This is a genomic window from Streptomyces sp. NBC_00385, assembly GCF_035917155.1.
In the GTDB taxonomy this organism is placed as follows: Bacteria; Actinomycetota; Actinomycetes; order Streptomycetales; family Streptomycetaceae; genus Streptomyces; species Streptomyces poriferorum.
On sequence record NZ_CP107951.1, the window covers coordinates 704,753 to 716,937 of the forward strand.

Here is a 12,185-nt window from a genome sequence, read left to right on the forward strand (position 1 = left end):
CGGTCTCATGCGAGGCCGGCCAGCGTGAGGAGCAGGGACTTCACTTCGGTGGCCCGGACGGGTCCGGTGAACGCGTGGGGGGTGGAGCAGAGGATGAGCGGACCTTCTTCTTCGCTCGGGGGGAGGCGGCCGTGGCTGCCTCGGATGGGTGACGGGTCGAGCGGGACGACCGCCATGCGGTAGCGCATGCCGAGCTTCTTGCGGGCGACGGCCGTGACCGCCTTGACCCGGACATAGGGGTCCTGGGGGTCCATGAAGAGCTCGACGGGGTCGTAGCCGGGTTTGCGGTGGATCTCGACGAGCTGGGCGAAGTCGGGTGCGCGGTCGTCGTCGAGCCAGTAGTAGTACGTGAACCAGGCGTCCGGTTCGGCCACGGCGACCAGTTCGCCGGAGCGCGGGTGGTCCAGGCCCTGTGCCTTCTTGCCCTCGTCGTCGAGGAGCTGCTCGATGCCCGGAAGGCCGGCCAGGGCTTCGCGGGCCGCTTCGAGGTCCTCGGGACGGCGTACGTAGACGTGCGCGATCTGGTGGTCGGCGACGGCGAAGGCCCGCGACGTCATCGGGTCCAGGTACTCCATGCCGTCCTGGGTGTGGACCTCCAGGAGCCCGGCACGGCGCAGCGCCCGGTTGATGTCGACGGGCCGGTCGACGCGGGTGATGCCGTACTCGGACAGGGCGACGACGGTACGTCCCTCGCGGCGGGCGTCGTCCAGGAGCGGGGCCACGGCCCGGTCGAGGTCGGCGGCGGCCTCGAAGGCGCGCGGGTCGTCGGGGCCGTAGCGCTGGAGGTCGTAGTCGAGGTGCGGGAGGTAGCACAGGGCGAGGTCGGGGTGGCGGGTGTCGAGGATGTGCCGGGTGGCGTCGATGATCCACTGGGAGGAGACGAGGTCGGCGCCCGGTCCCCAGAAGTGGAAGAGGGGGAAGGTGCCGAGTTTCTCGGTGAGTTCGTCGTGGAGGGCGGGTGGGCGGGTGTAGCAGTCGGGTTCCTTGCGGCCGTCGGCGTAGTAGACGGGGCGCGGGGTGACGGTGTAGTCGGTGTCGGCGCCCATGGCGTACCACCAGCAGATGTTGGCGACGGTGTAGCCGGGGTGGGTCCGGCGGGCCGCGTCCCAGAGCTTGTCGCCGGCGACGAGTCCGTTGTGCTGACGCCACAGGAGGACGTCGCCCAGTTCGCGGAAGTACCAGCCGTTGGCGACGATGCCGTGCTCGGCGGGGGTGGTGCCGGTGAGGAAGGTGGACTGGGCGGCACAGGTGACGGCGGGGAGCACCGTGCCGAGCGGGGCGTGGGTGCCGGACTGTCCCAGGGCCTTGAGGTGGGGCATGTGGTCGAGGAGGCGCGGGGTGAGACCGACGACGTCGAGGACGAGGAGCGGTGTGGGGCTGGGCGTCGTCCCGGCGGTGGTCATGGCAGCTCCTTGAGGCCGAGGTCGACCAGGAGGTCGCGGGCGAGGGTGAGTTCGGCGGCGATGCCGTCGGCGAGCTGGGCGCGGGTGCGGGGGCGCAGTTCCGCCGGGAGTGCCTGCCAGGTGTACGTCTCGACCTCCAGGTGCCGGGTGAGTGGGCGCGCACCGCCGACGAGCCGGCTCAGCGTGGACCGGAGCACGGGAAGGGTGGAGGTGAGCGGGGGCGCGGGCGGTGCGTGCAGGGGTACGTGGAAGTGCGCGCGCCAGGGGGCGCTGTCGGGCAGGGCCTCGCCGGTGACGGCTTCGTCGAGGTCGTCGGTGCCGCGCAGTCCGGCGGCGGTGGCGACGCGGGTCTGGTGCAGGAAGCGGGGTTCGGCGAAGGCGGCGAGGGCGGCGCGCACTTCGGGGAGGTGGGGGTGTTCGGCGTGCAGGGCCGCGGAGAGCTGTGTCTTGACGGCGGGGATGCCCGCCGCGGTGAGCGCGTCGAGTGCGGTGTCCGGGTCCTCGAAGGAGGTGGCGAGGTGACAGGTGTCGACGCAGACGCCGATGCGTGGGTGGCCGACGGCGGTGAGGGGGGCGATGGCGTCGGCGGTGGTCTCGACCGTGCATCCGGGTTCGGGTTCGAGACCGATCCGGATGGACTTGCCCGTGAGTTCGGCGAGCGCGTCGAGGCGTTCGCCGAGGGTGGTGAGCGCGGCGAGGGCGGTGCGGGCCGCTTCGGGGTCGCCCGTGTACGGGGTGCGCCAGGCGAGCGGCAGGGTGGAGATGGTGCCCTCGGTGACGTCGTCGGGCAGGAGCGCGGCGAGGAGCCGGGCGAGGTCGGTGGTGTGGGCCAGGCGCTCGGGGTCGGTCCAGTCGGGCTTGTAGACCCGGTACTTGACCTCCTCGGCGCCGAATCCTTCGTACGGGAAGCCGTTGAGGGTGACGACTTCGAGGCCGCGGCGGTCGAGTTCGGCGCGCAGGGACCGTAGCTGGGAGGGGTCGTTGATCAGGGTGCGGGCGGCGTCCCGGGCGAGCCAGAGACCGATGCCGAGACGGTCGCGGCCGAGCCGTTTGCGTACGGGTTCGCAGTGGTCTCGCAGTTGGGTGCGGACGCCGTCGAGGGTCTCGGCGGGGTGCACGTTGGTGCAGTACGCGAGGTGGGCGACGGAGCCGTCGGGGTGGCGGAAGCGCATGGCCTCACTCCCCGCCGCGGAGAATGGAGTTGCCCTCGTGGAGGGGTTCCGGGGCCGCGGTGTCGAGGTGGAGGCGGCCGCTCTGCCCGTAGAAGGCGACGGGGTTGCGCCACAGGACCTGGTCGACGTCGTCCTCGGTGAAGCCGGCGGCGAGCATCGCGTCACCGACCCGGCGGGTCTTCAGCGGATCACTTCTGCCCCAGTCGGCGGCGGAGTTGACGAGGACCTTCTCGGTGCCGTGGAGCTGGAGGACGGCGACCATGCGGTCCTCGTCCATCTTGGTGTCGGGGTAGATGGAGAACCCGGCCCAGCAGCCGCTGTCGCGGGCGTCCTTCACGGTCGTCTCGTTGAGGTGGTCGAGCAGCACCCGTTCGGGGTCCAGGCCGGATTCGCGTACGACGTCGATGGTGCGGCGCAGGCCTGCGAGCTTGTCGCGGTGCGGGGTGTGGACGAGCGCGGGCAGCCCGTGCTCGGCTGCGAGCTGGAGCTGGGCGGCCAGTGCGTGGTCCTCGGCCGGGGTCATCGAGTCGTAGCCGATCTCGCCGACGGCGACGACGGAGTCCTTGACGAGGTAGCGGGGCAGCGCGTCGAGTACGGGGGTGCAGCGGGGGTCGTTCGCCTCTTTGGGGTTGAGGGCGAGCGTGCAGTGGTGGGCGATGCCGTACTGGGCGGCGCGGAAGGGCTCCCAGCCGAGCAGGGCGTCGAAGTAGTCGAAGAAGCTGGCCGGTGAGGTGCGGGGCTGGCCGAGCCAGAAGGAGGGTTCGACGAGCGCGCGGACCCCGGCGTCGTACATCGCCTGATAGTCGTCCGTGGTGCGGGAGGTCATGTGGATGTGGGGGTCGAAGATGCGCATCAGGACTCCTCCGTGGGGGCGGCGGGTGCGGCGGGGCCGGGGGCCGTGAGGGCGAGTACGTGGTGCAGACCGGCGGGGACGGGGCGGCCGGCCGCGATGCGTTCGGACGCGAAGTCGCCCAGCATCCGGGCGAGTTCGGCGTCGCCTCGTGATCTTCGGGCCAGCTCGGCGACGGCCTCGACGGGGACGCCGGTGAACAGGCACTTGAGGACGGCGTGGCGCCAGTTGTGCGGGTCGAGGTGGGCGGCGGCGAAGGGGCCGACGGCCGCGGCGACCAGGGTGGTGTCGTTGGTGCGCAGGGCGTCCTCGACGAGCGGCAGGGCGGTGGCGCCGAGGTCCAGTGCGGGCAGGGTGAGCAGGACGGCGCGGCGTTCGGCGGCGGTGCCCTGTTCGTAGAGGCGGGTCAGGGCGGGCAGCCCGGCCTGGGCCTCCGTGAGCAGCAGGGCGCGTACGGAGTCGGCGTGTTCGAGTCCGCAGTGCCGGCCGGCGGCGGCGTACCGCAGCTCCCACGGGGGTACGGCGTAGCGCTCTGCGGGCGCGGTGTCTCCGTGGGCTGCCGCGTGGGCGGCCTCGGCGAGGGCCTCGTCGAGCCAGGCGCGTGCGGCTCCGCCGAGCAAGGTGTCGAGTTCCTTGCGGGACAGGAGCGGGGAGGGCGGGGTCATGTCGTGCTCCCAGGGCCCGGGTGGTTCGACGGGCGGTGCTTGTTCAGGAAGTCGAGTGAGGTGCGGGCGAGTTCGGGACCCGCGTGGGAGTGGCGGGGCAGTTCGACGACGGTGAGACCGGTGTATCCGGTGTCGCCGAGGGCGTCGAGTGCGGCGAGCACGGGTGGGAAGTCGATCTCGCCGTCGCCGAAGGGGAGGTGCTCGTGGACTCCGCGGCGCATGTCCTCGATCTGGACGTGGCGCAGCCAGGGGGCGGCGTCGCGTACGCAGTCGACGGGCAGGGCGGGCTCCAGGCACTGGCAGTGGCCGATGTCGAGGGTGAGCCCGAGCGGTTCGGGGTCGCCGCTCAGTACCCGCAGGTGGTGGAAGTCGGCGAGGTTCGCGAGGAGGTGTCCGGGTTCCGGCTCGATCGCGAGGGGCACCCCGGCTCGCTCCGCCGCGTCGAGGACGGGGGCGAGTGCGCCGGTCAGCCGTTGCCACGCGTTGTCGGGTGCGGTGTCCGGCGGCATGACCCCGCTGAAGCAGTGCACGGCGTGCGCGCCCAGGCCGGCGGCCACGTCGACGGCCCGGACGAGCAGCGCGGTCCTCGCCGCGCGGGCGTCGGGGTCCGGGTCCAGGAGCGAGGGGCCGTGCTTGCGGCGCGGGTCGAGGACGTAGCGGGCCCCGGTCTCCACCGTGACGCCGAGCCCCAGCTCCTGGAGCCGGGAGGCGGTCCGGCGGGTGCGGGCGGCGAGGTCCGGGGCCATCGGGTCGAGGTGCATGTGGTCGAGGGTCAGGCCGACGCCGTCGTAGCCGAGGTCGGCGAGGAGTCCGAGGGCGTCGTCCAGGCGGAGGTCGGTGAGCCCGTTGGTTCCGTAGCCGAGGCGGAGGGTCATGTGGGGCTCACCTTCCGGGAGAGAGCGCGGGCGAGCGGGACGAGGCCCATGACTGCGAGCGCGGAACCGGCCGCTCCGGCGCGGGCGGCGAGCGCGGCCTGGAGCGGGATCATCGCCCGGATGCCGCTGCCGACGGCGCCCTGGGTGAGGGGCGGCGACGGGTTGAGCGCGGCGTGCGCGAGGGGGCGTGCGGCGGTGCGGAGGTAGGCGCCGGTGAGCGCGGTGAGGAGGAGCCGGGCGGGAGCGTTCCGGGGAGCCTGCCTCTCCTGCACCACAGCGCCGCCGATTCCGGCCACGGCCGCGAGTGCGGCGAGCGGCGCGGTGGTGGAGCCACCCTGCGTCTCGTGGCGCGAGACGGCGGTGACCGCGTAGGTGTGGGTGCTCAGCAGGGCGGCGGCGGTCAGTGCGGCGCGGGCCGCTCGGGGCGACGGGGCCGCCCCCGTGGCCGTCGCGCCCATCAGCAGGTCCAGGCCCCGCGCCGCCGCCATCGCCGCCGGGCCCGCCGGAGTGTGCTTCAGGCGCACGTCGTATGCCCAGACCGTGGCCGCGAGTCCGGTGGCCACGGCGAGGGCCGGGCGGCCCGCGCGGGCGGCGAGCACCAGACCGGCTGCGGTCAGGGCGCCGGCCGCCGTGAGGGCGGCGCGGGGTGAGATCCGGCCCGAGGGAATCGGCCGGTGCGGGCGGTCGACGGCGTCCTCGTCGCGGTCGGCCCAGTCGTTGAGCGCCATGCCCGCCTCGTACAGGCAGAGCGAGGCACCGACGGCCAGGGCGGTGGAGCGATTGGGCCGCAGACCGGCGGCGGCCGCGCCCGCGAGGGCGTCGCCCGGGACGGTGAACAGGGCGGATATCCTGAGCAGTTCGGCCCAGGCGCGGACGGTCACCGCTCGCCTCGCAGCTGTTCGGCGAAGGCGAGCAGCGCCAGGTACTGCTCGGACAGCGCGGCGGGTCCGCCGTCCGGGTCCTTGAAGTAGAAGCCGAGTTCGGGCCGCGGGCCGGTCAGGCCCACCTCGTGGGCCCTGGCCAGCAGCCGGGCCAGGTCGAGCACCAGGGGCGCGGCGAGGGCGGAGTCGCAGCCCTGCCAGGTGGTCTGGAGCACCATGCGGGCTCCGAGGAACCCGTCGAACGCGATGTGGTCCCAGGCGGTCTTCCAGTCGCCGAGCGCCGGGACGTCGTCGATGTGGACCTCGCCCTCGGGGGCGGCGCCGAGGGTGTCGGCGAGGACGCGTTCCTTGCCGGCGTTCTTCGCTGCGGCGGCGGCCGGGTCGGCGAGCGCCGCCCCGTCCCCTCCGCCCAGCAGATTGGTGCCGGACCAGGCGCGTACGGGCAGGGCGCGCTGGACGAACATCGGGGCGAGCACGGAGCGCAGCAGTGTCTGGCCCGTCTTGCCGTCGCGGCCCGCGTGAGGAAGTCCCGAGGCCGTGACGGCGTCCTGGAGGGCGGGCGCGCGCAGCCCCGTGGAGGGGGTGAAGTTCACGTACGGACAGCCGGCCCGGAGCGCGGCGGCTGCGTAGAGCGAGCTGGCGGGCAGCCGCGTGGCGTCGGGGGCGGGTGCCGGTTCGGTGGAGGAGACGTTGACGACGACGGTCCTGGCCAGGCCGCCCCTGCGGCCGAAGTCCGTGAGGTCGGCGGCGAACGCGGCGATGAGCTCCTCGTCCGTGCGGGTGTCGCCGGGAAGGGGTCCGCCCAGGCGGATCTCCGCGTCGGCTGCGGCGAGTTCGGACCGTACGGCCGACGGGAGTCCGTGCGGCAGCACTCCCCCGGCGGCCAGCGCCTCGGCCCGTTTGGGGAGGGGGCAGTCCAGGGTGTCGTGGCCGCCGAAGACGAGGGAGGCCACGGGTGGCAGGCCGCTGTCGGCGAACGGGGCGGTCTCGGTGACCATGCCGGCGGCCGGGTGGAGTCCCGCCGCGACCGCTGCGCATCCCGCCGTGGCGGTGGTGGCGACGGAGCCGCGTGCTCCGATGAACCAGACTCCGGTACGAACGGCGATTGCTGACACGGGCTGCCTCCCTGGCTGGGGGTCCTGGCTGGGCAGAGCTGGTGGCGCTGTACGTGAGGGGCCGCGGGCGGCGGACGGGGCGTGCTCGCCCCGTCCGCCGCCGGCCGGGTGAGTGCCCTACGCCGAGGGCAGTTCCCTCAGCTGGATGTCGCGGAAGGACACCTGGTCGTCCGCCCCGTGGTTCTGGAGGCCGATGTAGCCGTCCTTGAGGCTGCGGACCGGGTCGGTGTTGGTGAAGTCGTTGATCTTCACTCCGTTGAGGAAGATCTGGAGCCGTTCACCCTGCACCTTGATCTCGTAGCTGTTCCACTGGCCCGGCGGCCTCAGCACCTGGTCGCGTGCCTTGGTGTTGGCCGCTTTGAAGGTGTAGACGGAACCGGTGGTGCGGTCGACGGCGTCGGAGGCGTCGATCTGGACCTCGTAGCCGTTGTTCACCGCGGACCAGGGGTCGTCGGACTCCGGGAAGCCGACGAAGACGCCGGAGTTGTCGTCGCCCGCCATCTTCCAGTCGAGCTTCAGGGAGTACGACTTCAACTCCTTGGCCTGGTAGGTCAGCAGGCCCATGCCGCCCTGGGAGCGGAGTTCGCCGTCGACGACGTCGAACGTGCCGGGTCCTGCCTGCTTCCAGCCTTCGAGCGTCTTGCCGTTGAAGATCGACCGGTAGCCGGTGTCGGGCTTGCAGTCGCCCTTGACCTGGCCGGCCACGTACCGCACCCCGCCGAGCAGGAGCCCCCGGAAGTCCGCGTCGGCGTACGACTCCTTGGTGTGGCCGAGTCCGGTGTAGAACGAACGGCCGCCCTCGTAGGACTGGCACCAGGTGATCGGGTGGTCGCCCTTCATGGTGCCGCCGGTGTAGGTGGTCTCGTCGAGTGTGGCGAGTACCTTCACCTTGTCGCGGGGGTTGGTGCGGTAGTTGTACAGCTCGTCGGTCCGCTCCCAGGCGTCGCCCAGGTGGGTGGTGGCCGGGTGGGCGTGGTCCTCGACGCGGACCGTGACGGGCTGGATGGCGGGGTGGCCGGAGAAGTACGCGCCGACGAGTCCGCCGTAGAAGGACCAGTCGTACTCGGTGTCGGCGGCGGCGTGGACACCCATGAAGCCGCCCCCGGTGGCGATGTAGTTCTCGAAGGCCTTCTGCTGGTCGGCATTGAGAACGTCACCGGTCGTCGACATGAAGACGACGGCGTCGTAGCGGGCGAGGTTGGCGGTGGTGAACTGGCCCGCCTCCTCGGTGGCGTCGACCGTGATGTTGCTGTCCTTGCCGAGTTCCTTCAGTGCGGCGATGCCCTCGGGGATCGCGTCGTGGCGGAAGCCGGCGGTCTTGGAGAAGACCAGGACGCGCTTGGCGGTCTTGTCGGGCGGGGTGTTGGAGAGCTCGAAGTCGTCGATGTCGTACAGCGCTCCTTCACCTCCCTTGAAGACGAGGAACAGCTCGGTGGCCTTCTTCGGGGCGCCGCGCAGGGGGACGTCGATGTCCTGGAAGGTCTCCCAGCCGCCGGTCACCGGCACCGGTGCGGAGCCGAGGATCTTCCCGGTCGCCGAGCCGGCGCGTACCTCGAGGAAGCCCCCCACGCCGCCGGAGGAGATCCGGGCGGTGAGCTTGGTGGAGTCACCGAGGATGTACGGCTTGAAGGAGATCCAGTCGTCGTTGTTGATGTCGCCGACGGTCTTGCCGCCTTCGGCGTTCGCCTTGTCGAAGGTGTTGATGCCCGACGAGTCGTTGAAGTGCTCGGCCTGGCGGTGGCGCGGCTGGAGCTGCGCCTGGTCGTGGCCGGTCAGTGCGGCCTGGCCGCCGCCACCGCCGTCGGTGTACGAGGCGTCGATGACGCCGAAGATGTTGGCGTTGGGGTCGTGCCCGCCGTCCATCTCGGTCTTGATGGTGCCGGTGCAGCCGTGCTCCGAGGTGATGGGGTGGCCGTGGCTGTCGTGGCCGAGGACGAAGCGGACCTCGATCTTGGAGCAGTCGATCGTGCCGTCCTCCGGGTCGGTGACGGTCACCTTGAACGGAATGTCGTCACCGAAGGTGAACAGCTGCCCGTCGCCCGGGAGTTCCAGATTCACCGTGGGTGCCGTGTTGCCGACGGTCACATGCACGCTGGCCGATCCGGTGCGGCCCGTGGGGTCCTTCGCGGTGACGGTGGCGGTGTAGGTGCCGTTCTTCTTGTACGTGTACGCGGGGTTGGCGGCCGTCGAGGTGCCTCCGTCACCGAAGTCCCACGCGTAGGTGAGGGCGTCGCCGTCACCGTCGGTGGTGCCGGCGGAGGAGAACTGCACCTTGAGGGGTGCGATGCCCGACGTCCTGCTGGCCGCGGCCTCGGCGATCGGGGAGCGTCCCCCGGTGGCGTTCTCGATGCGGTAGAGGGCGGAGTTCTCGTCGCCGCCGAACCAGGAGAGGCCGTAGTCCAGGACGTACAGCGCCCCGTCGGGCCCGAAGGCCATGTCCATGATCTGGGTGCCGGACCACGGGATGTCGTTGATGGACTGGACCTTGCCGTCGGCGTCCTGCTCGATCCGCTTGATCCACTGGCGGCCGAACTCGCCGGCGAAGAAGTCTCCGTCGTACGCCTCGGGGAACTTGACGGGCGAGTCGAGGTCGGCGTCGTAGTGGTAGACGGGTCCGCCCATCGGGGACTCCGAGCCGGTGCCGAACTCCGGGACGGACGCTCCGTCGTACGGGATCCAGGCGGCCTGGGCCGGGGGCAGGTCGACGAGGCCGGTGTTGTGCGGCGAGGTGTTCTTCGGTGCGGCGCAGTCGAAGGCCGCGCCCGAGGTCTTGGTGGCGAAGTCGTAGTCGATGAAGGGGTCGTTGTTCCCCGTGCAGTACGGCCAGCCGAAGTTGCCGGCCTTGGTCACCCGGGCGAACTCGACCTGCCCGGCCGGTCCGCGCTTGGGATCGGCCGCGCCGGCGTCCGGCCCGTAGTCACCGACGTAGACGATGCCGGTCGCCTTGTCGACGGAGAAGCGGAACGGGTTGCGGAAGCCCATCGCGTAGATCTCGGGGCGGGTCTTGTCCGTCCCCGGCGCGAAGAGGTTGCCGTCCGGGACGGTGTACGAGCCGTCGTCGGCGACCTTGACGCGGAGGATCTTGCCGCGCAGATCGTTGGTGCTGCCCGCGGAGCGGCGGGCGTCGAAGGCCGGGTTGCGGTCCGGGCGCTCGTCGATGGGGCTGAAGCCGTCGGAGGCGAAGGGGTTGGAGTCGTCGCCGGTCGACAGGTACAGGTTGCCGTCCGCGTCGAAGTCGATGTCGCCGCCGACGTGGCAGCACATGCCGCGGGACGTCTGGACGTCGAGGACCTTCTTCTCGCTGCCGAGGTCGAGCGTGCCGTCCTCGTTGAGGACGAAGCGGGAGAGCCGGTTGACTCCGTCGAACGGGGCGAAGTCGGCGGCGGTCCCGGTCTCGGGGGCGTCCCCGGCGGGAGTGTCCAGCGGGGGCGCGTAGTAGAGGTAGATCGCCCGGTTCTCGCTGAAGTCCGGGTCGACGCCGATGCCCTGGAGGCCTTCCTCGTCGTGCGAGTAGACGGGGATGACGCCGGAGATCCGGGTGTTGCCGGCGCTGTCGGTGATGCGCAGCTCGCCGCTGCGCGAGGTGTGGAGCACGCTGCGGTCGGGGAGCACGGCCAGCGACATGGGCTCGCCGGTCTCGGCGGCGCCCTTGGCGAGAGTGACCTGCTGGAAGTCCTCGGCGGCCGGGGCGGGGGCGGGATGGTCGTCGTGGGCGGCGGCCGTGCCCGCTGTGGCGCTCAGGCTGAGAGTGGCGGCGGCGAGAAGGCCACCGGTGAACAGAGCGAGGGACTTACGGAGGCGGAGCCTTGTTCTGGTCCTGCTGCGGGTTCTGTGCACGAGTGTCCTCCGGGGAGTGCCGGTGGGTACGGGCGGGTGCTGCCGTGCCGTGAGCGCGGGGACTGCCGCGCAGGTCAGCCGGTCAATGTCATGTACACGTCTTGGACGGTAGACCTGTTCGTCCTGGACGGAAAGCCCTTGTGCAGCGGTGTTGTCGAACTTTTTCCTTGCCCAGGACAAAGAGAGATATGGGCAGGGGGGAGCGGCCCGGCGGCGTGTGCGGGTGCCGCTGGGCTGGAGGCGGGGGCCTTTCGCCCACCCGCCCCCTCCCGTAACCGGGGCTCCGCCCCGGACCCCGCGCCTCAGACGCCGGCGAGGCCGCGTACTGAGCCGCTCCGGCGATTGAGGAGCGGGGGTTCGGGGGCAGCGCCCCCGAGAAGGCTCAGTCCTTGCCGCCGAACGCCGCGTCGAACGACGCGCTCGGCGGGTCGAAGTCGAACCTCTTCAGCGACGTCAGCGCCTCCGGAGCGCCCGCGAGGCGGTCCATGCCGGCGTCCTCCCACTCCACCGAGACCGGGCCCTCGTAGCCGATGGACCGCAGCATCCGGAACACGTCCTCCCACGGCACGTCCCCGTGCCCCGCCGAGACGAAGTCCCAGCCGCGGCGCGGATCGCCCCACGGGAGGTGGGAGCCGAGCCGGCCGTTGCGGCCGTCCAAGCGCTTGCGCGCCTCCTTGCAGTCCACGTGGTAGATCCGGTCCCGGAAGTCGTACAGGAAGCCCACCGGGTCCAGGTCCTGCCAGACGAAGTGGCTCGGGTCGAAGTTCAGCCCGAACGCCGGCCGGTGGTCCACCGCCTCCAGAGCGCGGTGCGTCGTCCAGTAGTCGTACGCGATCTCGCTCGGGTGCACCTCATGGGCGAACCGCACACCCTCCGCGTCGAAGACGTCGAGGATCGGGTTCCATCGCTCCGCGAAGTCCTCGTACCCCCGCTCGATCATGTGCGGCGGGACCGGCGGGAACATCGCCACCAGGTGCCAGATCGACGAACCGGTGAAGCCGATAACCGTGTCGACGCCGAAGGCGGCCGCCGCCCGTGCGGTGTTCTTGATCTCCTCGGCGGCCCGCCGGCGCACTCCCTCGGGCTCCCCGTCCCCCCAGATCCTGGCGGGCAGGATGCCCTGGTGACGCTCGTCGATCGGGCTGTCGCAGACGGCCTGGCCGACCAGATGGTTGGAGACCGCCCAGCACTTCAGCCCGTACTTGTCGAGCAGTTGGTGCCGGCTCTCCAGATAGCCGGGGTCGGCCAGGGCCTTGTCCACCTCGAAGTGGTCTCCCCAGCAGGCCAGTTCGAGGCCGTCGTAGCCGAAGTCACGCGCGTGCCGGCAGACCTCCTCCAGGGGAAGATCGGCCCACTGACCGGTGAACAGGGTGAAGGGACGGGGCAT

Annotated in this window: 9 protein-coding genes; all 9 read right to left on the reverse strand. The window is 71.7% G+C overall.

Annotated elements, in window-relative coordinates:
- Nucleotides 1-5: 5 nt before the first annotated feature.
- Nucleotides 6-1,403, reverse strand: a complete 1,398-nt coding sequence (locus OG959_RS03080; RefSeq protein ID WP_326656417.1) for a nucleotide pyrophosphatase/phosphodiesterase family protein — start codon at nt 1,401-1,403, stop codon at nt 6-8.
- Nucleotides 1,400-2,575, reverse strand: a complete 1,176-nt coding sequence (gene eboE, locus OG959_RS03085; RefSeq protein WP_326656418.1) for a metabolite traffic protein EboE — start codon at nt 2,573-2,575, stop codon at nt 1,400-1,402. The genes OG959_RS03080 and eboE overlap by 4 nt, the downstream gene beginning before the upstream one ends.
- Before the next feature lie 4 nt (nt 2,576-2,579).
- A complete protein-coding gene (locus OG959_RS03090; RefSeq protein ID WP_326656419.1) occupies nt 2,580-3,428 on the reverse strand; it encodes a TatD family hydrolase in 849 nt (282 codons plus the stop codon).
- Nucleotides 3,428-4,090, reverse strand: a complete 663-nt coding sequence (locus tag OG959_RS03095; protein ID WP_326656420.1) for an EboA domain-containing protein — start codon at nt 4,088-4,090, stop codon at nt 3,428-3,430. The genes OG959_RS03090 and OG959_RS03095 overlap by 1 nt, the downstream gene beginning before the upstream one ends.
- The gene (locus tag OG959_RS03100) at nt 4,087-4,965 is read right to left on the reverse strand and encodes a sugar phosphate isomerase/epimerase family protein (RefSeq protein WP_326656421.1); all 879 of its coding nucleotides are present in this window, start codon (nt 4,963-4,965) and stop codon (nt 4,087-4,089) included. Before OG959_RS03100 ends, OG959_RS03095 begins: the two co-directional genes overlap by 4 nt.
- Nucleotides 4,962-5,846, reverse strand: a complete 885-nt coding sequence (locus tag OG959_RS03105) for an SCO3242 family prenyltransferase (RefSeq protein WP_326656422.1) — start codon at nt 5,844-5,846, stop codon at nt 4,962-4,964. The genes OG959_RS03100 and OG959_RS03105 overlap by 4 nt, the downstream gene beginning before the upstream one ends.
- Nucleotides 5,843-6,961 carry an inositol-3-phosphate synthase gene (locus OG959_RS03110; RefSeq protein ID WP_326656423.1) on the reverse strand — a complete coding sequence of 373 codons (1,119 nt, stop codon included), beginning with the start codon at nt 6,959-6,961 and terminating at the stop codon, nt 5,843-5,845. Before OG959_RS03110 ends, OG959_RS03105 begins: the two co-directional genes overlap by 4 nt.
- Before the next feature lie 117 nt (nt 6,962-7,078).
- Entirely contained in the window at nt 7,079-10,798 is a 3,720-nt protein-coding gene (locus OG959_RS03115) for a ThuA domain-containing protein (RefSeq protein ID WP_326656424.1), read from the reverse strand.
- 382 nt (nt 10,799-11,180) lie between these two features.
- The gene (locus tag OG959_RS03120; RefSeq protein ID WP_326656425.1) at nt 11,181-12,185 is read right to left on the reverse strand and encodes a sugar phosphate isomerase/epimerase family protein; all 1,005 of its coding nucleotides are present in this window, start codon (nt 12,183-12,185) and stop codon (nt 11,181-11,183) included.

Bases quoted from the DNA above. Each gene is read 5' to 3' on its own strand.
- OG959_RS03080 (WP_326656417.1), bottom strand. From the start codon at position 1,403: ATGACCACCGCCGGGACGACGCCCAGCCCCACACCGCTCCTCGTCCTC.
- eboE (WP_326656418.1), bottom strand. From the start codon at position 2,575: ATGCGCTTCCGCCACCCCGACGGCTCCGTCGCCCACCTCGCGTACTGC.
- OG959_RS03090 (WP_326656419.1), bottom strand. From the start codon at position 3,428: ATGCGCATCTTCGACCCCCACATCCACATGACCTCCCGCACCACGGAC.
- OG959_RS03095 (WP_326656420.1), bottom strand. From the start codon at position 4,090: ATGACCCCGCCCTCCCCGCTCCTGTCCCGCAAGGAACTCGACACCTTG.
- OG959_RS03100 (WP_326656421.1), bottom strand. From the start codon at position 4,965: ATGACCCTCCGCCTCGGCTACGGAACCAACGGGCTCACCGACCTCCGC.
- OG959_RS03120 (WP_326656425.1), bottom strand. From the start codon at position 12,185: ATGCCCCGTCCCTTCACCCTGTTCACCGGTCAGTGGGCCGATCTTCCC.